This window comes from Cytobacillus gottheilii (genome assembly GCF_018582665.1).
GTDB lineage: Bacteria > Bacillota > Bacilli > Bacillales > Cytobacillaceae > Cytobacillus > Cytobacillus gottheilii.
Map to the genome: position 1 here is coordinate 2,444,886 of NZ_CP071709.1, position 23,072 is coordinate 2,467,957.

Annotated in this window: 22 protein-coding genes and 2 riboswitches; of the genes, 2 read left to right on the forward strand and 20 right to left on the reverse strand. The window is 37.1% G+C overall.

Going from position 1 to position 23,072, the window contains the following annotated elements; all coding sequences use genetic code 11:
• Window positions 1-336 precede the first annotated feature (336 nt).
• The 6 genes from J1899_RS12050 to J1899_RS12075 all read right to left on the reverse strand — a co-directional run bounded on the left by J1899_RS12050 (window position 337) and on the right by J1899_RS12075 (window position 5,701).
• A complete protein-coding gene (locus J1899_RS12050) occupies window positions 337-1,071 on the reverse strand; it encodes a hypothetical protein (protein WP_214473948.1) in 735 nt (244 codons plus the stop codon).
• Window positions 1,071-1,583 (reverse strand): sigma-70 family RNA polymerase sigma factor, encoded by a 513-nt coding sequence (locus J1899_RS12055; protein ID WP_214473950.1) that lies wholly within the window; start codon window positions 1,581-1,583, stop codon window positions 1,071-1,073. Before J1899_RS12055 ends, J1899_RS12050 begins: the two co-directional genes overlap by 1 nt.
• A 192-nt stretch (window positions 1,584-1,775) precedes the next feature.
• Window positions 1,776-2,369: a class I SAM-dependent methyltransferase gene (locus J1899_RS12060; RefSeq protein WP_246586469.1), complete on the reverse strand. Its 594-nt coding sequence runs from the start codon at window positions 2,367-2,369 to the stop codon at window positions 1,776-1,778.
• A 222-nt stretch (window positions 2,370-2,591) separates the two neighbouring features.
• Window positions 2,592-3,206, reverse strand: a complete 615-nt coding sequence (locus tag J1899_RS12065; RefSeq protein WP_246586710.1) for a TniB family NTP-binding protein — start codon at window positions 3,204-3,206, stop codon at window positions 2,592-2,594.
• Window positions 3,207-3,449: 243 nt separating this feature from the next.
• Complete coding sequence (locus tag J1899_RS12070) at window positions 3,450-4,121, reverse strand: serine/threonine-protein kinase (RefSeq protein ID WP_214473959.1); 672 nt, start codon at window positions 4,119-4,121, stop codon at window positions 3,450-3,452.
• A 1,040-nt stretch (window positions 4,122-5,161) separates the two neighbouring features.
• A complete protein-coding gene (locus tag J1899_RS12075) occupies window positions 5,162-5,701 on the reverse strand; it encodes an NADPH-dependent FMN reductase (protein WP_214473960.1) in 540 nt (179 codons plus the stop codon).
• Window positions 5,702-5,928: 227 nt separating this feature from the next.
• Between J1899_RS12075 and J1899_RS12080 the strand changes: the two genes are divergently transcribed.
• Window positions 5,929-6,249: a winged helix-turn-helix transcriptional regulator gene (locus J1899_RS12080; protein ID WP_066451593.1), complete on the forward strand. Its 321-nt coding sequence runs from the start codon at window positions 5,929-5,931 to the stop codon at window positions 6,247-6,249.
• Window positions 6,250-6,315: 66 nt separating this feature from the next.
• Here the strand turns inward: J1899_RS12080 and J1899_RS12085 are convergent, their stop codons facing one another.
• The 9 genes from J1899_RS12085 to J1899_RS12125 all read right to left on the reverse strand — a co-directional run bounded on the left by J1899_RS12085 (window position 6,316) and on the right by J1899_RS12125 (window position 14,877).
• Window positions 6,316-6,834 carry an RNA polymerase sigma factor gene (locus J1899_RS12085; RefSeq protein WP_214473961.1) on the reverse strand — a complete coding sequence of 173 codons (519 nt, stop codon included), beginning with the start codon at window positions 6,832-6,834 and terminating at the stop codon, window positions 6,316-6,318.
• A gap of 16 nt (window positions 6,835-6,850) precedes the next feature.
• Complete coding sequence (locus tag J1899_RS12090; protein WP_246586470.1) at window positions 6,851-9,091, reverse strand: sensor histidine kinase; 2,241 nt, start codon at window positions 9,089-9,091, stop codon at window positions 6,851-6,853.
• Window positions 9,069-9,761: a response regulator transcription factor gene (locus J1899_RS12095; protein WP_080846000.1), complete on the reverse strand. Its 693-nt coding sequence runs from the start codon at window positions 9,759-9,761 to the stop codon at window positions 9,069-9,071. The genes J1899_RS12090 and J1899_RS12095 overlap by 23 nt, the downstream gene beginning before the upstream one ends.
• A gap of 276 nt (window positions 9,762-10,037) precedes the next feature.
• Window positions 10,038-10,565, reverse strand: coding sequence for a type 1 glutamine amidotransferase domain-containing protein (locus J1899_RS12100; RefSeq protein ID WP_214473962.1), 528 nt, complete (start codon window positions 10,563-10,565; stop codon window positions 10,038-10,040).
• A 115-nt stretch (window positions 10,566-10,680) separates the two neighbouring features.
• On the reverse strand, window positions 10,681-11,325 hold the full coding sequence (gene thiE, locus J1899_RS12105; RefSeq protein WP_214473963.1) for a thiamine phosphate synthase: 645 nt from the start codon (window positions 11,323-11,325) through the stop codon (window positions 10,681-10,683).
• The gene (thiM, locus tag J1899_RS12110; protein ID WP_214473964.1) at window positions 11,322-12,125 is read right to left on the reverse strand and encodes a hydroxyethylthiazole kinase; all 804 of its coding nucleotides are present in this window, start codon (window positions 12,123-12,125) and stop codon (window positions 11,322-11,324) included. The genes thiE and thiM overlap by 4 nt, the downstream gene beginning before the upstream one ends.
• The gene (gene thiD, locus J1899_RS12115; protein ID WP_214473966.1) at window positions 12,113-12,940 is read right to left on the reverse strand and encodes a bifunctional hydroxymethylpyrimidine kinase/phosphomethylpyrimidine kinase; all 828 of its coding nucleotides are present in this window, start codon (window positions 12,938-12,940) and stop codon (window positions 12,113-12,115) included. The genes thiM and thiD overlap by 13 nt, the downstream gene beginning before the upstream one ends.
• Complete coding sequence (gene thiW, locus J1899_RS12120) at window positions 12,937-13,431, reverse strand: energy coupling factor transporter S component ThiW (RefSeq protein WP_214478825.1); 495 nt, start codon at window positions 13,429-13,431, stop codon at window positions 12,937-12,939. Before thiW ends, thiD begins: the two co-directional genes overlap by 4 nt.
• A gap of 160 nt (window positions 13,432-13,591) precedes the next feature.
• Window positions 13,592-13,681, reverse strand: a riboswitch (TPP riboswitch).
• 127 nt (window positions 13,682-13,808) lie between these two features.
• A riboswitch (TPP riboswitch) is annotated at window positions 13,809-13,912 on the reverse strand.
• Window positions 13,913-13,962: 50 nt separating this feature from the next.
• Window positions 13,963-14,877, reverse strand: a complete 915-nt coding sequence (locus tag J1899_RS12125) for a CBASS cGAMP-activated phospholipase (RefSeq protein ID WP_214473968.1) — start codon at window positions 14,875-14,877, stop codon at window positions 13,963-13,965.
• A 220-nt stretch (window positions 14,878-15,097) separates the two neighbouring features.
• Between J1899_RS12125 and J1899_RS12130 the strand changes: the two genes are divergently transcribed.
• On the forward strand, window positions 15,098-15,598 hold the full coding sequence (locus J1899_RS12130; protein WP_214473970.1) for a shikimate kinase: 501 nt from the start codon (window positions 15,098-15,100) through the stop codon (window positions 15,596-15,598).
• A 50-nt stretch (window positions 15,599-15,648) separates the two neighbouring features.
• Here J1899_RS12130 and J1899_RS12135 read toward each other — a convergent pair whose 3' ends face one another.
• The 5 genes from J1899_RS12135 to J1899_RS12155 form a co-directional block, all read right to left on the reverse strand.
• Window positions 15,649-17,502: an LTA synthase family protein gene (locus J1899_RS12135; RefSeq protein WP_214473973.1), complete on the reverse strand. Its 1,854-nt coding sequence runs from the start codon at window positions 17,500-17,502 to the stop codon at window positions 15,649-15,651.
• A complete protein-coding gene (locus J1899_RS12140; RefSeq protein WP_214473977.1) occupies window positions 17,499-19,106 on the reverse strand; it encodes an aminotransferase class V-fold PLP-dependent enzyme in 1,608 nt (535 codons plus the stop codon). Before J1899_RS12140 ends, J1899_RS12135 begins: the two co-directional genes overlap by 4 nt.
• 705 nt (window positions 19,107-19,811) lie before the next feature.
• Window positions 19,812-20,918 (reverse strand): branched-chain amino acid aminotransferase, encoded by a 1,107-nt coding sequence (locus tag J1899_RS12145; RefSeq protein WP_066445275.1) that lies wholly within the window; start codon window positions 20,916-20,918, stop codon window positions 19,812-19,814.
• A gap of 353 nt (window positions 20,919-21,271) precedes the next feature.
• Window positions 21,272-21,871: a response regulator transcription factor gene (locus J1899_RS12150; RefSeq protein WP_066445273.1), complete on the reverse strand. Its 600-nt coding sequence runs from the start codon at window positions 21,869-21,871 to the stop codon at window positions 21,272-21,274.
• Entirely contained in the window at window positions 21,868-23,007 is a 1,140-nt protein-coding gene (locus tag J1899_RS12155; RefSeq protein WP_214473978.1) for a sensor histidine kinase, read from the reverse strand. Before J1899_RS12155 ends, J1899_RS12150 begins: the two co-directional genes overlap by 4 nt.
• Between the last annotated feature and the right edge of the window lie 65 nt (window positions 23,008-23,072).

Here is a 23,072-nt window from a genome sequence, read left to right on the forward strand (position 1 = left end):
CTGGGACAAAACAAAATTAATCTTTCTAAAACACGAATATTCAATATCATGATTTGGGTATTTAAACAAGTCCGTTCCATTGCGCTGCAGACCTCGCTTTCCGTGGGGAGGAAGCTGAGCCTACTCGGAGCAAGCTCCTGCGGGGTCTCACCTTTTCCTCTATTGCCCACAGGAGTCGAGTGTCCTCCGCTCCATTTCACCCATGTTAATAAAACATATTTTATAATCATAAAAAAACCGAATGATTAGAAAGATGACTTCCTCAGCATTCGGTTCTATTAGAGTGTTAAATACTTATGTCCCAGACCCCTTGAATATTAATGCCCTAAAATTAACTTATTGATTTTGCAACTGCTTTGTTATTTCTTCTAGAATTTTATCTGAATCTTCTAAGGTAAAACGATTTGTAATGAACATTTCCACGCTATAGCTGCTCTGATCTGAATTAATGACCGCTATCACAAAATCCCCAGCATCTCTTTGTAAATATTCATAATGAACTGCCATTCCGTTCATGATCTTTCTTTCACCAGTCCCGCCCCCAAGTTCTACCGTACCTTTTCTATATTGGATACTAATGACGTTTTCACCCGTATATGGACCATGGAGCAGAATACTATTCTGCTGTTCTTCCCATGATTTCCGCTTCTGTTCATTGTTAAAATTAGAATCTAATTCACCTTTTTCTTTCCCATAGGAGATCGTTAAGTTTGAAGGTTGATCCTTTTGAGCAGGAAGCATCGTAATAGCAGAAAATAGAATGTCAAACCCTTCTATTTCCGGAATAACAATGGGCTCTCCATAAATAAGTTCAGCTTTCTCTTCAATGGAAGCTGTTTGATTTTCCGACTCAGATATGAACAAATTTAGAAGAATACCTGTTAAAAAAACGAGAAATAATACTGCAGCAGCTGGTAAAAGGATTTTAAAACGTTTCTTTTCTTTCTTTGTCTGTTTTGATTTTTTTGAAATCATTTCAGCAAACTGTTCTATTTCAGTCTGACTCAAATCCAGCTCGTTAAATACATGTGTATTAAGAGCTTTTTTCACATTCTTGCTATGACTATCCATTAAATATCAAGCCTCCTTTTTAACAGATCTCTGCTCCGAATTAACCTTGTCTTAACTGTATTAACGTTCAATTCTAAAAGGCTGCTAATTTCATTCGTATCCAATTCTTGATAATAATAAAGAATAATAATTTCGCGGTATTTAACTGGTAGCTGCATAATGCTATTGGCTAGTTCTTGATCTCTTAGTGTGCTAATGACAGTTTCTTCAGTATCTTCGTTTGATTGTTCTTCCTTACTAAACCAATGAGTCATTTGAACCTTTCGGTGATGCCAGCTTTTTAAATAATCCTTTGATTTGTTGACTGCGATCTTAAGCAGCCAATTCTTAATGGAACCCTCACCTCGAAAAGTATGAAAGCTATTATAAGCTGTTAGAAAAACTTCTTGAGTTATATCTTCCATTGTGTGATGGTTTTTTACATATGAAAAAACGATCTTTCTAATATCATTTACATATAGTTCTACAATGCTATTGAACTCACTAGCATGCTTCTTTCTTTTAAGGTCCACAGACTTCCCTCCTTTTCATTACTGCTTATATAAAAGACGATTAACCTGAGCAGCAGGGTTCATAATTTAAACGATCTAAATCACTGAAACTATACCGGTATAGAAGAATTGTTTTTTTAAAACTCGTTTCCTTTTCAAATAAAATACCCAGCATAAAAAGAAGCAGCTAAAAAATAGCTGCCCCCTTGGAGATTACTTCGAAATAATAAATACACCACCACAGTGAGAAATGGGTTCGAATTCGCATTTGCATATATGCTCCAGTGCTGTTTTGATTTCGTTATACACAAAATAGAATTCATCATCATCCCAGTTCTGCTGATTATCCTGCTTGCATTGCTCCAGTTCTTTCCTGCCGGCAAAAGCGATGTCACCTATTAAGATCTTGCCGTTATCAGTCAGAACAGAAAGCAAGTCTGTTATAAACGTGATTTTTTCATTGTCTGTCAGGTGGTGGAGCGTGTATGTGCTGACAATGAAATCATATTCATTTTTCATTCTTTCTCTAGGAAGACCCTTTGAAATATCCCATTCTATTATTGTCGCGGCAGGCATTTTTGATTGAGCAATTGAGATCATTTTTGGTGAAAAGTCGATTCCATCAATTAAATGATCATATTCATATAGTTTACTCGAAAGTACGCCAGTTCCGATGCCAATGTCTAAAACCTTTGCATGCTTGTGCTGCATAATTTCATTATAAATAGCGTTTAGTATCTTTTTGTAGCCTGCAAAAGGATACTGATTCTTATCTTCACTAATTTGAACAAGTTTTATCGTACTCATCCGCCCATAAATCGAATCCTTGATTATTTAACATGAATGCTCCTCCAACTTATAAAGTTACATTCCGAGCATTCCTTATGAATTACTCGAAAAGCCCGCCCCTTAATTTCGCGTTCAACTTTATTTCAGTATTATGTACCATTAAAAACCCCACCTTTCTTTAATAGTATTATATTAACATAAAATTCAAATAATTTTATCTAAATGTATACAGCTTCTTGACTAATTACCAGGATAAATGATCTTTGCGTATCTTTTCCAATCCTGCTGATCCGTGTTTAATTCAAGAGTAGGAATTATTGAGTTATCTGCATGTTGTCTCAGGATATGCTGTGTATGTATTAGATGATCAACTTCTATTTGCGTTTCTTTTTCTGTTTTACTTTTCCAATGTTCCGGTTTTCTGCTCTTTAATCTATTCTCAGCTTCTTCGGTGGAAATGGTTAGAAGAGCACACTTAGCACCAAGCCGAAACAATTCTACTTCAATTTGCTTGATTTTATACAATGACGAATCGGAGAAGGCCGTTCGATGATTCAAATGAAATCTTTCAAGAATGAAAAAAATCCCTTTGGAACGGTGTGTATCTCCAACTTCTTTGGCCCACACACTTAATTGTTTTAGCATCTTAACTCTATCGTTAAGAAGATTAAGATGTTCAACCTGATTAAGTGATTTTAATTCTCCATTAACCCTGTGTAATACTTGCGAATAATGTTCACTAAGCACAATGACACTGCGTTCACTATTATAATCATGACTATGAAGTTTTTTTAATTCTTTTAGAATCGATGTTTTACCTGAATTTGAATAGCCTTCAAGTATTATTCCTCGCATTTGGCTCAATTTTTCTGCTCCCCTTATTCTTTCAAAGTCATTCCATCTAAGCATCTACATCCCTATAATTCTTTCATTGAAAGAAGAATGATTAAGGATACCTATTTACAATATTTAACAGCTTAACATATGTTGTCATCTTTGCTATCTTTTATCAAATAGTCTATGTAAAAAAGCACCAATATGCTAATATCGATGCTTTTCTATTATTCATTTATGAATATCATCTATTATTAGCGAACTCTATTTCATAAAATTGAGTTTTTGAACTAATTTCATAAAGTCGTCAAAGAAAGGAAAATATTTATTTTGCTGGTGATACCATTTTCGGACAGTTTCCACGACCCAAAACGGAACCGATTTTCCATCGATTAGATGATAATATTCTTCATATCCTTTTTTTAAATGTTCCCATCTTAAATCATTTCCAGATTGAATATATTCAGATACATCTAGGATCTTAGCTCTACCGTTTTGCAGCAATATATTTTTTAAATGAATATCTCGAGGATTCAGCCCTTTACTTCGAACAAAATCTCTGGCACTTTCAACATCAACTACAACTTGGTTAGGGATATGAATTCCCTGGAGGACACAATCATAAAGTGTTTTACCATCTTCATAACTTAATACAATGAAAAACTCCCCTGAACCATAATAAGTGGAGAAAAATGGAGATTCACCAATCTGTTCATAAACACCTGCTTCTGCTTTAACTTTATCAATTTTATCTTTTGCATAAACCTTATATGCATATTGTGGTGCATCCAAAAATTGAAAAACGGCTGCATCTGTTCCAACTCCGATGCACTTTAGATCCTCTACTTGTCCTATAATGGTTACTGGTTCATTATTTGGATTTGATAAAACTGTAATTTTAGAAAGTGAATCAATCGCAATCTCCCATTGTGCCACACTAATCTCTCCCTTGACTGGCTGGTGCACTCGTAAATCAATATTTATAAAAAAGCTCTTCAGAAGAGAAGTGCCTTGCAGCTAGTCTTTTATTCTACCACAAGAAGTGTTTAAGCATTCGAAAAACGCACTACTACTCCTTTAAACAATATATGTAGAATATCCGTGATTTTAGACTGCCGCGGTAGTTTGATTTATTTATATTAGTTATATATTTAAAGATTAACTTGTTCTATGGTTACCCTCTTCCCAATTATTCTTGCCTTGCTCTCTACCATGATGATGTCACATTCTTCATACAATCATATAGGGATTGATTATGTATACGAATAGAATCGAAATAAGATTCATGTATATTTCATATATAGTCCACCTTTTTCTAGCGAGAAGATCCTATACTGCCGCAATTCAAAAGAGTTTAGCACGAACTGGTTAGCTTGCAGAAGGATAAGCTAGAGAGGTGATAAGCGGAGAAATTCCTCTTATTTATAAAAAAGCGCAAAAAATAGCTTAAATAGACGGATAAAATCCGACTATTGGATCAAAAATCCTGAAAATCAAGTGTTTTTCTGTGTTTAACCGGAAAATCTCCCCTTATTTAAGCCGAAATGAGCTCTTTTCTGCATTTAACCGGAAAAACTCCTCTTATTTTTTGTCGCAGAGGCTTATGAATGGAATGAACTCCTCAGTCTAATTAAAATAGCGCACATCTAATTGGCAATATATGCTAAAATAAATAAAAAGAGAATATTGGGAGGGGGCGCTGACTTGTTTTATGAGAGTACTAGTATGATTGTTTATACTCTGCTGTTCTGGTGGATCATATTTCTTTTTTTTCAAAGAGTTTTTAACTCTTACCCTAAACGTAATTCTTGGAAAAAGGATATCGCTGTTACCTTTGTGCAAAGTCTTACCGTCCTAATTTTCTTCCCTGTTTTATTACATTATCTGCTGAATTAATCCTACAAATGCTTGTTAACATATGAAAAAGCAAGGGAAACTTCTCCCTTGCTTTTTCCTCTTGTGCTATCAAAAAAATATTATCGTAACGTTTTAAGTGCACCGCTCCAGGCATTCACTTGATCTAGCATGGTATTCACATTGTCAAGATGAAGATCTGCTGGTTTGAATTCACTGAAGTTCTCAAAGTCTGTAAATAGCGACAATGTTGGATGTGTGCGAACATCTGCAACTTGAAGTTCAGCTAGAATGCCACGCAAATGTTCAGCTGCACGAGCTCCACCTGTTGATCCATAGCTTACAATACCTGCTGCTTTGTTATGCCATTCATCACGCGCTAAGTCTAAGGCATTTTTAAGAGCACCTGTAATGCTGTGGTTGTATTCTTGAACAATAAATACAAATCCATCTAGGCTAGTAAGTTTTTCCGACCATTTTTTAATGCCTTCTGCTTCACTAGTGGTACCTAAAAACGGCAGGTTGAAATCTGCAATATCTACAATTTCATATTCTGCATCACTGCGCTGATCAGCAATCCCTTTAACCCATTCACCAACCTGCGGACTTACTCTTCCTTCACGAGTACTGCCTAATATAATTCCAATTTTTAAATTTGCCATTTTTATTTCCTCCCTTTTTTAAACGATAAAAACTCATGCTGGATATCCGTTACATAGATGTAGGTAACTGCTGAATAAAAGATATTTCAATTCTTTCTATCAACAAGTTACTTTATGTAACCAAGTATATTTTATCAATTCACTATTGTCAAGTTACTTTATTATCTAATGTAATTTTATTTCTGTTTTTTTAATGGTATAATAAAGCTATAAGGAGTGAACGAATGATGAAAGAAACTGACATTTGTCCTCGCTTTGAAAAAGCCATTTCAATTTTAAGCCAACGCTGGACGGCTCTGTTAATACATCAGCTTCTCACTGGTCCAAAACGGTTTGGATCGATTCAAACATCTGTAGGCATTAGCGGAAAAGTTTTATCAGAGCGGTTAAAAGAAATGGAAAAGCAAGGAATTATTAAACGAAAAGTCATCCCTGAAACCCCGGTGATTATTGAGTACTCTTTAACAGAGAAAGGCATTTCGTTAGAGCCTGTTTTACGCGAGGTTGAAAAATGGTCACAAGAATGGATTTCAGCGGATGAAACATAATCCATTTACCTCTTAATTGAAGAGATAAACATAAACACAAAAAAAGAGGGGATCCCCTCTTTTTTTTTAGGCTGTTTCTAACCTGTTGACTATAATCTTTAGCTTCTGTCTAGCCCGATACAAGCGAGTTTTTACGGTATTCTGATTTATATGCAGGATATCAGCGATTTCTTGTTCTTTCAACCCTTTTTGAAGCTTTAATAGCAGAATGGTTTGGTAATGTGCTGAAAGCTGATGAATAGCCTTATATAAATTCTGATTAAATAATGATGCCTCTACATCCTTTTCGACAACATTATGATCCGTCTGCAGCGAACTTGCTTTAAGGTGAATATGCTCCATAGACATTACATTGCTTTTTTTCTCTTTTCGGATTATATCAATCGCAGTTCTTGCAGCAATCACAGATAACCAAGCCCCTATCTTTTTTGAATCTTCAACACATTGTATTTTCTTAATCGCCTTGATATATGTTTCATGCACAGCATCCTCAGCCAGCTGCTGATCTTTAGTGATTCGATAGGCAACGTGATAGAGCCGATGAAAATAACGTTCATATAATTCATTGAAATAATCTTCGTCCATAATGGTCCCTACTTTTTTATATATTTACTTTTTGAAGCACTATGCTAACTTTAAATAAGTCACCATCTGTATCAATGACTAATTCTCCGTCATGCAAATCTATGATTGATTTTGCAATGGCAAGTCCTAATCCTGAACCTTCCGTATGCCGTGAAGTATCTCCTCTTTTAAAACGCTCAAATAATTCTTCACTTTCATCGTTTAATTCATATTTTGAGATATTTTTAAATATAATCTGAGCCTGATGACTTTCTTCTATGAGCGATATATAAACGCGTGAATGCTCAAGAGAGTATTTCAATATATTTGATATTAAATTATCGAAAACTCGCCAGACTTTTTGCCCGTCTACTAGCACAAATACGGGGCTTTCCGTGACCGATAGTCTGAACTGGAGGTTAGAATTCTGTATATCTGTATCATACTCGGCAATCGCCTGATGAAGCAGCTGTACTAAATCTCCCTTTTCTTTAGAAAGCTCGACGTTTCCGCTTGCCATCTTAGAGACTTCGAATAAATCCTCAATTAAGCCTTTTAGTCTCTTTGATTTTTGATCAATAATGTCAAGATACGAGTCACGCTCTTGGTCTGATAGCTGTTGTGACTTTAGCAGTTCTGTATAATTGATGATGGACGTTAAAGGCGTTCTTAAATCATGTGAAACGTTCGTAATAAGCTCTGTTTTTAGCCGTTCACTTTTGGCTTGTTCCTTTTGCGATGCTTTTACAATCTGTCTAAGCGCATTCAAATCCTTCGCCATGTTTGCCAAATCTATTTGTTCAGGAATATTTAAATCTTCCCCAAGCTTTCCTTGTGCCAGCTCGTTTGTTTTTTTGGCAAGCTGCTGAAGCGTACCGACATTCCTCACAAACATGATGATCGCTGGTATGCATACAATTCCTAATAGAAGAAGATATATGATGATAAAAAGAGGATGAATCATCATCGTAAAAGCACATAGACCAGTAAAGAAAATACTTCCGAGCAGCAGCATGACTTGTGTTCCCAGCGGTTGTTCTAAGAAGGCACCTTTAATGTTTCCCCTAAGATTCTTGAACCCTCTGCGGCATATAGAAAGAAGCCGGTAGCTGATCCCTTTTTTCCAGTCATCCGCAATCGCAGCAGGATTAGTCAGCACGCCAAAGAGAAAAACGGATTGAATAATGGCGAGTGAAAAACAAATATAATAGCCTAAGAAGGATACAATTAATTCGTTTAGAAAATAGCTATCATCTAATAGGTAGCGAGTACTATGATGGATAAAGTCCAGTGACATAAATGCACCGATAAAAGCTAGAATACAAAGGATCACACGAGTGTCGATTGGGAATTTTTCATAGTAGTGCTTTATTTGATGAATTTCTGCGGTAATAAGCTTCGATTTTTTGATTATTACGATTGATAGAATCAGCAGAATAAGACTTGTTACAGCCAGTAAAATAAACAGAATCTGCAAATCTTCAAATTTATGCATTTCATTGATATATTGATTTTGATCTGGCAAAGAACGGGCTAAAGCAATTTTTCCATTGAATTCGCTGTAGTCAACCTGTTCTAGCTCTCTTGGCAGCTCTCCAAGCGGCAGCATATAATAGTCTGACATCACATCACCAATTGTATAATCAGTGAAAAAGTATGTATGTTCACTAGTAAAATAAGTATCCGCTGTCTCTTCAGCTTCTAAATTGGTATACGTTTTTCCTGTAACAGTGTTTTCAAAGTAATAGGTAAATGTTTTAGCAGAATCAGTTAAATGTTCTTTAAAGCTCTCTTTTTCTTGATAAAATTGTTCGAGTTTTGCTTCTTTTTCAGCCTTTACCTTTGGTATAACATATTCATCGCTTTCGAAGTTTTGGGTGATATCTTTTATCTTATTGTCTCTTTCTTCAATATACGCATCGGCAGCCTTCTGATTATTTGAATTTAATGCCGTTTGAATACGCTCTTCATATTGCATCGTAATATTATCAATTTGTTCCTGCAGCTCTCCGTATCTGTATCGATGTTCCTCTATGTCTTCTTTAGAGACCATAATATTTTCTTTTGCTTCTTCAAGTGTGCGATTGTTTAATTCATATATATTTAGTAGAGCTGCAAACTCGCCCAAATCCATTTGAAATTCATCGGTTTGAAAATAATTGTCTTTATGGAAGAATTCATTGGAATACAATATAGCAGTGAATAATCCGCTCGTTCCATAAGCTAGCAGTATGGAGCAAATAAAGATAAGGAACTTACCTTTCCATTTTGTAGCCAATGCCCCACACCACCTTTAAATATCTTGGATTTTTCGGATCAATTTCAATCTTTTCACGAATTTTACGAATATGTACAGCAACCGTATTTTCTGCGTTATAACAAGGTTCTTTCCATACTTTTTCATAGATTTCATTAATCGAAAAAACGGTGCCTGCATTTGTTATCAGCAGCTCTGTTATTTTATATTCGATTGGTGTCAGCTTTATGGACTCCCCATTCAAACAGACTTCCTTTGCAGCTGTATTTAATGTCAATCCATTTAGGTTAATCTCTTTTTTTGCTCCTTCAAAATTCCCAAAGGTTACATATCTGCGCAGCTGGGATTTTACGCGTGCAACTAGCTCCATTGGATTAAAAGGCTTGGTGACATAGTCATCTGCACCTACCTGCAGTCCTAAGATTTTATCTGTATCCTCACTTTTCGCACTTAAGATAATAATCGGGATATTCTTTTCTTCTCTAATTTTATATGTTGCTCCAATTCCATCTAATCTTGGCATCATGATATCCAAGATTATGAGGTGGATTTCGCGGTGCTGAAGAACTTCCAATGCTTCCACTCCATCGCTTGCTTTTACCACCGTAATGCCTTCATTTTTTAAATAAATTTCAATTGCATCACGGATTTCCTTCTCATCATCCACAACTAGCACATTATAGTTTGCCATAATTCTGTCCAGCCTTCTTCCTTCTCACTACTTTAATTAATTCCTATCTTACTAGAAAAATCTTAACAAATGGATAGCAAAAATCTTAAGAATTTCTTAAAAAAACGATGAAAGGAAATTTCTTGGCCTTTGATGTAAATTGAGAGAACACCTTTTCACCTGCTCAAACGTTTGAAACCTACCAATACTACAGTCATTTACCACAAAAAAAGCCTGTTCCTCTAATTAGGAACAGACCTTACATGTATGTCATATATGATTAAATGTACGTTAGGATTATTTTTGTTCTGCCAATACATCCGCAAATGCCTTTACATAAGGAGGCAAGTCTGGCGGTCTGCGGCTGGACACAATATGGCCGTCAGTGACGACTGCCTCATCACTCCATATAGCACCCGCATTTGTCATATCATCTTTGATTCCAGGTGTGCTGGTGACCTTTTTTCCTTGTAAAATGTTGGCTGAAATAAGCACCCAGCCTGCATGGCAAATTTGTCCAATAGGTTTTTTCTTTTCATCCATATGCTGAACCATCTTCAGCACTTCCGGATAACGTCTTAGCTTGTCTGGCGCCCATCCTCCGGGAACCAGAATAGCATCATAATCCTCCGCATTGATATCAGTAAAAGCATATGCCGATTGCGCAGGGACGCCATATTTTCCAATATACTGTTTATTTGCCTCTTGCCCGACTAAATCAACAGTTGCTCCCTCTTCCTGCAGCCGTAAAATCGGATACCATAGCTCTAGATCCTCAAATTCACTCTCAACTAGCGCAATGACTTTTTTATCCTTTAATCTCATTCATATCCCTCCATACAATTGTTAGCCTTTAGTATACAGGAATCATTGGACAAAGAGCCAGAGGAACGGTTTCTCCTGGCTCTCCATTATATATTTTCTTTATTTTTTGAGTTCCTCAGATCGTTTCCACTTTACGCCCATTTCTGGCGAGCAGCAATTCTCTGAACTGTTCCGCTGCTTCACGTGGAGAAGGCGCATTCATGATCGCTGAAACGATTGCAGCTCCTGCAAGGTTTATATGGTTGAGCTGGGTGATGTTCCCATGATTGATGCCTCCGATTGCAACAGCTGGAATCGTGACAGATTGAACTGTTTTTTCAAGCATGCCTGGAGGAAGGACTGTTGCATCTCCTTTTGAAGCAGTTGGAAATGCAGCGCCAACACCTACATAGTCTGCCCCATCTCTCTGTGCTGCCTGTGCTTCTTCTGGATTTGAAACAGAAACACCTATAATCATGGAATCTGGCACAATTGCTCTTATCGCTTTTAAAGGGAGATCTGTTTGGCCCACATGTATGCCTGCCGCATGAACAGCTAAAGCTACATCAACTCGATCGTTTATAATGAGAGGAACATCGTACTGATCTAAAAGCCTTTTTAACTTTAAGGCTTTTTCGAAAAATAGTTTGCCTTCACTCGTTTTCTCACGAAGCTGCACAATGGTTGCACCGCCCTTAACGGCTTCTTCTACAATATAAAGCAAATCTTTTAAATCACGGGACTCCTCTGTTACCAAATAAACGCTATAATCCATTTTCATCGCAATATAACCTCTCTCTCCCAGACAGTTTCATTCATGGTGAAGATTTCATCCATTAACTTTACTTTAAACGTGCCAATGCCTTCACCGTCTGAAATTTTCCTTCTCGCTCGCTCTCCAGCAAGGCTCATAATGCCCATTCCAACAACTGCTGCAGAGAAATAATCCTCAGAAACACCTGCACAAGAAGCAATTAGAGCGGTTGTCATGCATCCAGTGCCAGTCACAGCTGTTAACCAAATATCACCATTCTCGATTTCTGCCACTCTAGTTCCATCTGATATGGCATCATGTTTACCGCTTATGACAATAACTGCATTCAGCTTCTCAGCAGCCAGCTTTGCTAATTCAGTATGAGTTAAGGATAATTCACCAGCATCAACACCTCGGGTATTCGCCTGACCGCCAATAAGTGCGTAAACCTCCGTTCCATTCCCTCTTACAATATCCACCTTCACTTTTTTCATATAATCCATTGCCTTTTGGGTTCTATATGGAGTAGCGCCTACTCCAACCGGATCAAAAACGACTGGAATCCCTTTTCTGTTTGCTGCCTTTCCTGCCAGCACCATGGATTCGTACATATCAGCTGTAATGGTACCAAAATTAATCACTAGAGCATCTCCAAGTCCAGCCATCGCTTCAACTTCTTCTATACTTGTAGCCATTACAGGAGATGCACCAATAGCCAATGTTGCATTGGCACAATCGTTAATGGTTACATTATTCGTAATTTGATGGATTAAAGGTTTTGCAGTTTCCAAGTCTCTGAAAATTTGATTCACGCTCAGTTGCTCCATGTCTTCTCTGCCTCCTGATACATTTTTGCTTTTCTGTATAAATCATAAAAATGGTTTGTTGGGCCATGACCGTTGCCAATATCAAGGCTATGCTCAATTGCCATATGTATATATGATTTTCCTCGCTTCACCGCTTCAAGCATATCAAACCCGCGAGCAAGGTTAGCAGCAATTGCCGAAGAAAGAGTACACCCTGTTCCATGTGTATTTTTTGTCTCAATTCTCGTGCCGCTAATCCAATGAAAATTGGTTCCATCATAGTACAAATCATCTGGTTCCCCTTCCATATGCCCTCCCTTTAACAGCACCGATCTGGCACCAAGTTTTGTCATATCCATACATGCTTTCTCCATGTCTTTCTTGTTTGAAATAGGATAACCAAGAATGACCTCTGCTTCTGGGATATTAGGGGTTATAATAGTTGCGAGCGGAAGCATGTGATCTATTAAAGAAGTCACTGCTTCTTGTCTCAGCAAATGATGCCCGCCTTTTGAAACCATGACTGGGTCAAGCACAATATGAGACGGCGCATATTTTTGCAGGCCTTGCGTTACCGTTTTAATTGTGTCTGCAGATGAAAGCATCCCGATTTTTACGGCATCAACCGTAATATCATCAAATACAGCTTCTATTTGATCTCTGATAATATTCACATCTATATCCTGTACAGAACGAACTTCCTGTGTATTTTGAGCTGTAATAGCAGTAATAACGGACATCCCAAAAACGCCATTTGCGCTAAATGATTTTAAGTCCGCTTGAATACCGGCACCTCCGCCTGAATCTGAGCCTGCAATCGTCAATGCTGTTTTCATTGTAAAATGCCTCCTAATGCTTTATTTTTCACCATTACTTTCAATAATCCGTAACCCATCAAAGCACCTGTAAAGCTGCTGAAGATAAATGCCGGCACAAACCCAAATAGCGCTGCTTCCTGTCCAAGGAAAAGGACAGAAATCGGATAGGTCGCCATTGCACCTAATATGCCTGTTCCAACCACTTCACCTGCTGCTGCAAAACTGAGTTTACGAGTTTTGGAGAAAAGAATTGCTGCTAAAAAGGCACCAATCATACTGCCTGGATAAGCAAAAATACTGCCTGTTCCCAGCATATTTCTTAAAGTTGATGAAAGAAAAGCTTGAATCACTGCATACCATGGGCCAAGCAAAACAGCCGAGAGCACATTAGCAAAATGCTGAATAGGAAAGATTTTTGCAAATCCTACCGGTATGTAAATAAGACTGCTGGAAACCGTCGTAATAGCTGCAATAAATGCAATAATGGTTAGTTTTTTTGTACTGTTCATCATTTTTTATTTCCCCCTTAATATTTAATAAGTGCGAATCCTCATATTATATAAGCCAATCTCTTCCCTCCCGGCAGCACACTTTGTGAATGAATACGGCTTATTCCTCAATATAAAAAACCGCTCCTATAGCAGAAGCGGTTAACAAACAGCACATGTGCACTTATGTTAACTGCTTCCCTACGCTAGTTCTAACTAGATCAGGTTCAAAGGGTTCTTCTCAGCCAATTTGGCGCCCCCAGCAGATTTTTAATTTTCAAGTTTTACACCATATCAAGATATTCCGATTTCTGTTCCATTGGCTTAAAGGAATGATTCCATAGAGACAAAAAGCCGCTCATGAAAACACGAGCGGCGAATATGTATAGATCAGCAGAATATAATCTATAGCACTTCCCTACGCCAGTGTTAACAGGATCAGGTTCAGAGGGTTTGGCATTACTGCCATCTCAGTCTTAAAAAGACACCCCTAGTGTAAGAAGTATTCATTTTTCAACACTATCATAACATTTTTGTATTATTTTGCAAACGTTATGTCTTTTTTAGAAATTCCTCAATATCCTTTTTTTGCTCCTCATATAGCTTTTCTCCCATAAGAGCCAGTTCATGTGAAAATGTCACATCATCAAATGGCATTTCTTTTTCCAGCTCGGCATTCAGACGTAAATATTGGTCATGCAGCAAATGCCGGCAATGATATGAGATGGCTTCTGAAGAAATATGAAGCGCAAGATCAAGAAGTTTTGGTGTCATCCTAAAAGAGGGAAATTGAAAAGGCAGCCAGCTTTGAGCACCCCATTCTCTGCCTTCCTCTTCCTGAAAAGGAATAGATTGCAGTCCAGTCCCAATCGATAAAACATGGATATCTTCAAGTTTTTGATGAAAAAAACTGAGCGCCTCTGTGATTGTAACCAATGTTGGATTATTTGCCCATATGCCGCCATCAATGGCTAAAAGTTTATTTTGCATTTCATTAGGGGGAAAATAAACCGGTGCAGAACAGGATGAAAGCACGGCATCCCACAGTTTAATCTCTTCCTTTTTCTCTCCAGGATTGCGTACATGTGAGCGATGAACATACGGCTTTCCTTTATGAATATCTACCGCTGGTAAAAGCAATGGCTTTTCCACATCACATAGCAATGTCTCTCCGTAGGCATCTTGTAAATATTGTCGTAAATGATGGTTTGTATAAATGCTTTTAAATAAACCAACTGTAGCATGTCTTTCAAAGATCTTTTCACCATGCTGTAGATAAATATCATAAACATCTTCCATTTCTTTACCTACAGATGCAGCAGCTGCAATAATGGCACCTGTACTGGTTCCGGCAAAGACATCAAAGAGATCAGCAATCTTACATTTATATTGTTTTTCAATATTTTTTAAGACGGTGACCGCCAAAATACCCCGTATTCCGCCGCCATCAATAGCTAAAATTTTCACATACTCACCTATATATTCGTTTCTTATAATGTTCCCTGATGATCCCTATCTATACAGATATTGATAAATACTTTGAGCGTTTTCTTTAGGTATCTACATACAAGCTTCATTATATTCGAAAGATAAAAAGGAGTTATCACACTATTTAATTTTTACAGCAAATTATTTCTATATTATAATTCTCTTTAAATGCAAAAGGAAATGGGGATCATCGCTTAATATGCATAAAAAAATTATCTTAACAGGTTTTATGGGCTCTGGTAAGACAACTGTGGGACAACTAATTGCCAAAGAGCTAAAAGTTCCTTTTATAGATGTCGATGAAGAAATAGAAAAATGGTATGGTCTAAAAACGACTGAGATTTTTCAGCAATTTGGAGAACAGGAATTCCGCCGTACTGAACTTGATCAAGTAAAAAGAATTTGCAGCAATACAGAAATTCAAGTCGTTTCATTAGGTGGAGGTGCCTTTCTGCAGGAAGAAATCAGGAATACTTGCATGGAAAATGGAACGGTCTTTTACCTTTGGGTTTCTTGGGACGTTTGGAAGCAGAGACTGGATTCTTTAGTGCCTTCAAGACCACTTCTGCAGGGAAAAACAGAAAATGAAATTCACCGCATTTTCACAGACCGGCAAAAAATATATAACACTTATCATTTTAAAATAAAAGCAGACAATGGAGCAGAACAAACAGCAAAAGAGATCCTTCAAGAAGTGTAAACGGCTGAAAATAAAAAGGAGAATCGTTCAAAAACGATCCTCCTTTTTATTTATAAATCTAAAAACCTCAATAAATCTCCATTTAAAATTTCATCTGACATATTTAGCTCATCTCTTACCTTTTCTAAATTAGAATTACAGGCACCTTCTTCAGCTTCTTCACCACTTTTTTTATCATAGCAGACATTATTGATATAAATATGCTGATCAGACACATAAGATCCGTCACGGAAAATGACAGGCTGATCATGATCACGCGTCATTAAATTCTGGCCGAATGAAGGTGTGTCAACATCCGTAATACCTAATAGCGATAGCAGAGTCGGACGGATATCGATCTCCCCGCCAATATTTGAAAACACCTTACCTGCTTGGCCTGGCACATGGATAATGACCGGCACTTTTTGCAGTTCAACATGGTGGACGGGTGATGGCTCGAGATCAAGTAATTCTAATACGCCATCTTCATATTTTTCAGATATCCCGTAATGATCGCCATATAAGACAAATACTGTATCCTCATATAACCCTAATTCTTTGAACTGATCAAACAGCCTTCTGATCGCTTCATCCTGATAGCGCACCGTTGTCACATAGCGATTGACAACATCTTGTGAAGTTGCTGCTTCAGATATTAATTGATCTTCTTCATCAAGCAAAAATGGAAAATGATTCGTTAATGTAATTAGTCTTGTATAAAACGGCTGAGGCAGTTCAGAAATATATTCTGCACTTTGTTCAAAGAAAGGAATATCCATCAAGCCATAATTTACTGAATTCTCCTCATTTACTTCATAATCCACCTTAGAGAAAAAGCGATCATATCCAAGTTCATTATACATATTTTCGCGGTTCCAAAAATCTGCATCATTTCCATGCAGGACGGCACTGTAATACCCTCCATTGTCTTTTAAGATTTTAGGCAGTGCATTAAATACATTTGATGGTTTTCTTACAAAGACAGAACCGCTTGATAAAGGATATAAGGATGTATCAACCATGAACTCTGAATCAGATGTTTTGCCTTGTGCCGTTTGGTCATAGATTGAATTGAAATAGTAACTTTCCTTTATTAGTTCATTCAGAAAGGGAGTGATTTCTTCGCCATTTACTTGTTGATTAATAACAAAATTCTGTGTAGATTCCATGCTAATTAATACAACATTCTTTCCCTCGGCTATTCCTTGCACACTTGTTTCTTCATCTTCTTTTGCTTCTGTATAATTTACTGCCGCGATTGTATCTGTTTCAGTTGCAAGTACTTTTTTTAATGGTGAAAAAGCAGCATACGATATATCAAATAGATGATAATTATAAGGGCCGATCGATTTTACCATCTGTTCCCGGTCATATGCTGTTGAAAAAAGATACGGTGATTTTAACAGAGCCAATCCCGCAGTAACAACAAATAATATCGTTCCTGCTACTACAAACTTTTTTATAAAGAGCCATTGGATGGAATCGGTGTTCTTCATTTTAATCGCCAAAAGAATGATGACAGCCAGGTCAGCAAATAAAAGGAGATCCCAAAAACTCATTAGTTCAAGTGTACTTGGTCCGAGGCCGCCTACATTTTTAAACTGAAATAGAATAGGGACTGTCACAAAATCAGTATAAAATCGGTAATACAGCAAATCACCATATAATAGCCCCGTTATAATGATATTAATGGCAATAAATATCGCCTTATTAAATCTCTTTCTAAAAAGGAGACAAACTGACAATATTAAAACTAAGGATCCGATTGGGTTCAATAAAATTAATAGAATATCTGTCGCTGATTGAATATGAAAGTTAAAACCAATCAGTGAAACAATCACCGTTTTCAGCCATAAAACGATAAGAGCAAAGAGTACTAACTTCTGAGGATTAACCGTTAAACGTAACTTCTCTTTTATTTTCATCCGATCTCATGCCTTACTGAAGTGATAAAGAAATATTCCTGGATTAATGTTTTTATTGCTCTTAACGCATAAGTACGATTATGTTTACCCATTATAGCTACCTGAATCCAATTTCTATCAAGTAAATATTTACTCTCATAACTTATCAATATCATTTTCTTTTTCAGACGATCTCCGAATTCCTGTGAAGAGATCCCCGCCGGCATCTCTATGGTGATTACATGTGGCGAATATTCCTCATCTCCCAGCACTGGCAGACCCGATTGTATCAATTTACCTTTTATCTCATTTCCAAGTACCGTATTTTCATAGCCTGTATGATGATGTAAGGCTGTTTCAAGTGCAAATAACAAGTTAGAAGAATGTGTAAATGGCACACCATCAGACATTGCATACAATCCTAAATCTAAATAACGGGGAATGGACGCATCCGGCCGAATGTTTTCTCTATGTAAAATAATACCTATTCCTGGATATGATCCTAATCCCTTCCCACTTACAGCAGTAGCAAGATATATGTCCTTCAAGTTTACTGGAATGGTTCCAACACTGCTGCAGCTATCAACACATAGCTCTGTTCCAACCTTTTTGCACAATTCCTGAATAGCATTTATATCATATAAATATCCTGTAGATGTTTCACAATGAACGGTCCATACCCAACTGATTTCACTGTTCGCTTTTACCTTTTCTTCGATTTCACTAAGATCAATATTCACATTCCATTCTTTTTTAATGGTTTCAAAAGTCAGCCCCATCCTGCTTGCATGTTCGATCAAACGAAAGCCAAATTCTCCATTTGCCAATATCAATCCTGTGCCAGGCATCCTACTTAGCTGAGCTGCAACAATATCATTAGCAAGTGTACCTGTTCCCACTACAATCTCAGCATGATTAGCATTCGTTAGTTGGCATATCGTTCTGCTCACACGATGAATGGCGTCCATAAATTCACGATCTCGGTGTGACAGCGGAATTCTATTCAAATGGGCGGTAACTTCCTCATCCATTGGGACTGGTCCAGGCAGAAATGTATATGGTTCAGGGTTTTTCTTTTTCATAAGCTCTTTAAATGCCAATGTATTCTCTTCAAAACGCTCCTTCGTCAGATACATTGGCTGAAAACGTGCATCTGCCTCCCCAACTTCCGGACCAAAACTAGTAAAACCGATCCGTTTATAGAGCTTTGTTTGTCTAAGAGTACCTGAAATAAGAGCAAGATTATAATGATTTTCTAAGCAATAACTCACCAGCAATTCACAAAGCTGAAAAAATACGAATGTGCTTCGGTATTTTTCTTTTACTGAAAGCAGTCTGATTTCACAGGGTCTTGCTTCTTTTGGCAAATATGAATCAATATCTGGAAGCTTATGATCGAGCGAAAACGGCCGTTTTGCACGAACAGCAATCATCCCTACCACTTCAGCTCCGTCTTTTGCGATAATATATGTATTTTCTTCATCAAATTTATCAATTAATCTTTTCTCTGTATTTTCTTGGTGCTGCGGTATTTCTTCAACAAATGTCTGGTAATTCAACTCATATATTTGTTTGTATTCATCTGCCTCTGCAGCTACCTTATAAATGAGTGAGATGTCTTTCATGGTTATCCTCCTACGTTTGAAGCTACTAATGGTGTTTCGCTGCCATGTCTTTACCTTTTCTCAGCTAAAATTGCTATATGAAAATACTCAATATTTATACATTTTTCATATATATGAATATACTATTATATAAAAACAATAGCAATATCTGTAAAACTTCTGCTTAGTAAACGCTCTTTTTTGCTTTTAATCCACTTATTCCTTTAAATGTTTCTCAACTATGATAATATGGCAGAATTCTATCTATTATAATAAACGAATGGAAGTGTATAAAAGTTTCAAAATACACTTTTTTTCACCAATTTATCTTACATTATTATTAACGAACTACCCTTAAACAAATAGAAAGCAAACCAAATACGGGAGAAAGATACTAAAAAGAGGATGGGACAAAACGAAATTAATATTTCTAAAACACGAATATTCAATATCTTGGTTTCGGTATTTAATCAAGAGCGTTCCATTGCGCTGCGGACCCTCGCTTTACGCGGGGAGCAAGCTGAGCCTCCTTGTCACTTCGTCCTGCGGGGTCTCACCCTTTGCTCTGCAGCCCGCAGGAGTAGGGCCCTCCGCTCCATTTCACTCATGTAAATAAAATATATTTTAAATTTATAAATAAAAAACCGAATGATTAGAAAGATGACCTTCCTAACCATTCGGTTCAATAGGTGTGTTATATACTTATGTCCCACACTCTTACATTTTTTAGTTTACGGCTGTTGCTTTTTTAGAAGAGTTATATGCTGGTGTAGTCCATCCAAATGGATCAGGGACGGTCCCTTTTTGAATACCTGTTAAAGTTTCATATAGTTGCTTGGCGATTTTTCCGGTTTTATGATCATTGATCACAATCTTTTCGTCCTGCCAGAAAAATTCGCCGATTGGTGAAATAACTGCTGCAGTCCCTGTCCCGAATGCCTCTTCCAGTTTGCCTTGCTTATGGGCTTCAAAGATCTCATCAATAGATACTTTTCTTTCCGTCAGCGGCAAATTCCAATGCTTAATAAGCTGGATAACTGAATTTCTGGTGATTCCTTCTAAAATGCTTCCGTTTAATTCAGGGGTTACAATCTCACCGTCTATCTTAAAGAAAATGTTCATGCTTCCTACTTCTTCAATATATTTATGCTCATTGCCATCAAGCCAAAGAACTTGGGAATAGCCTAATCCTTCTGCTGATTCTTGCGCTTTAAGGCTTGCAGCATAATTCCCGCCTGTTTTCGCATTACCTGTTCCACCTTTTACAGCACGAACAAACTCACTTTGTACAGCAATTTTAACTGGATTGATTCCTTCCTTATAATAAGCGCCTACCGGAGACATAATGATATAAAATTGATATGCTTTCGAAGGAGCAACTCCAAGGAAAGGTTCTGTTGAAATGATGAACGGGCGAATATACAATGAAGTTCCCTCACCATTTGGCACCCATTCATGATCAATCTGTATTAATCTTTTTAGGGCTTCCACTGCAAATTCTTCATCGATCTGAGGAATACAGAGCCTGTTATTAGAACGATTCAGCCTCTTCATATTATCTGACGGTCTAAACAGCAGCACGTCTCCATCTGTACTCAAATAAGATTTTAAACCTTCAAAAACACTTTGGCCATAATGGAAAACCATTGCTGATGGATCGAGCTGCAGCGGCTGATAAGGAATAATTCGGGCATCATGCCAGCCAAGACCTTCCTTATAATCCATTACAAACATGTGGTCTGTAAAATTCCTTCCAAATTGCAGCTTATCAAATGGTGGTTTCTCTTTACTATTCGATGTTAAATGAACCTTGATTTGATCATAATCATTCATCAGCACTCAGTCTCCCTGTTTTGGAATAATTGTTTTCTTACAACAAATTCATTTTAACGCATAAAAGCATTTAATAAATAAAGCATATTGATTTTTTAAAATATTATGAACCTACTTTTCACAAAAGTCAACAGCGTATTTAGTTAATTTTTTTGATTAAATTAGAGTTTTACAAAGGGTGATAGGATTTGAGGCGCAATTAGTGGTTAAGTATCTAGACCCATTAAAAAAATTGCTGTTCCTATTTCCTGCTCTATAAATCAGCCAATAGCATCGGAACAAAAAAACCGACTGATTAGAAGATTCATATCCTAACCAGTCAGTTCTATTGTCATGTTAAATACTTTATAAACTTATTTAAACCAGCCTTTTTTCTTTGATTGCGTGATTGCCTCAATGCGGTTGGTCACTTCTAATTTTTCCATAATGGCTGAAATATAATTTCTGACTGTGCCGGTTTTAATGTTCAGATTGCTGGCAATCTCTTTTGTGTTTTTTCCTTCTGCAATCAGCTCAAGCACATCTTTTTCCCGATCTGTCAGCGGATTTTCCTCACTATAAAGATCTTCCATTAATTCTGGTGCATATAAACGTTTGCCGGCCATAACGCTGCGGATTGAGTCAGCCAGTTCTTCGCTTGGACTATCTTTTAATAAATAGCCGCCGACACCAGCTTTTACCGCCCTCTGAAAATAACCAGTGCGTGCAAAGGTCGTTAAAATGATGACCTTACAATCTAAGTCTCTAATTTCCTCTGCCGCTTCTAATCCATTTTTTTCAGGCATTTCAATATCCATGATGCACACATCCGGTTTCAGTTTATGAACGAGGGAGACTGCTTCAGCACCATTGTTTGCCTTGCCGACCACTTCCATATCTTCCTCTAAACTTAACAGTGATCCTAGCGCACCGAGCATCATACGCTGGTCTTCTGCAATGACTATGGTAATCATATTTCTTTTCCCTCCTGTTCAACTGCCCGTAAAACGGTTGGTACACTCATGGTCACGGTTGTGCCAGCATTGGAGTGGATGTCAAGCGTACCATTTACAAAATCAAGTCTTTCTTTCATGCCAATCAGTCCATTGCCTTTTGTTTCATGTTCAGTTGGATCAAAACCAACCCCATTGTCTTCGACGATAATTTTTATTTCTTTTTCGGTTTGTATAATCTTAATCTTACAATAACTAGCTTTGCTGTGCTTGACTACATTCGTCACCGCTTCTTTTAAACACATGCTTAGTATATTTTCAATAAACAGTGAAACATTGACGACCTTAAGCGCGTCGCTTCCAATGTATTCAATCTCAGCCGCTTTTAATAATTGTTTAACGCTTACCAGCTCTTCTTTTAACCTGATGCCTCGCATTTGCGAAACCATTTTCCGCACTTCATTTAATGCTGTTCTTGCTGTCTGCTGCACATCCTTAAGCTCATCACGGGCCTGCTCAGGATTTTTATAAATCAGTCTGCGTGCCAGATCGCTCTTTAATCCAATGAGAGATAGTTTCTGTCCTAGAGTATCATGGAGATCTCGGGCAATGCGCTGCCGTTCTTCCTGCTTGACCAAATCTGAAATTCTTTTATTCGCATACGCAAGCTCCCGTTCAAGCTTTTCTTGTTTATGCTTATTAGAAATCGTGAACGGAAGCAAAATGACACTTATCCATATGATGATGATAAATGGAAGCTGAGTTAAAAAGAGCTGTTCACCAATCACAATATTAAAATTTATAGCGGCTGTTGTCACAACCAGATGTGCAACATAAATTGTATAAAATGCAACCTTGTTCTTTATATTTCCATTATAGCTGGCAATAAAAATAGCAAAATAAATATAATGAAATAAAATTGCCATGGTCATTGAGATCGCAATTAAAATTGAGGACCATAAATACACCGGCCATCGGTCAGAAATAAAGGCAAATCGATACACAATAAAAAAAGTAATCGTTAATAAAATTCCCACTGCAATTTCATATGTTGACGAAGATTGGAAAATAAAATAAAAAGGAAGAATGCTTAATAGAATCCAAATGTATGGAGAGATTCCTGGATTTTTTAAAAATGCAATATACTTTTTCGCCATAATATCCCTCAAATTTACTGATAATGTCTGTCTTTGATTTCTGCAAGAGAATTGAAAAATGGAGA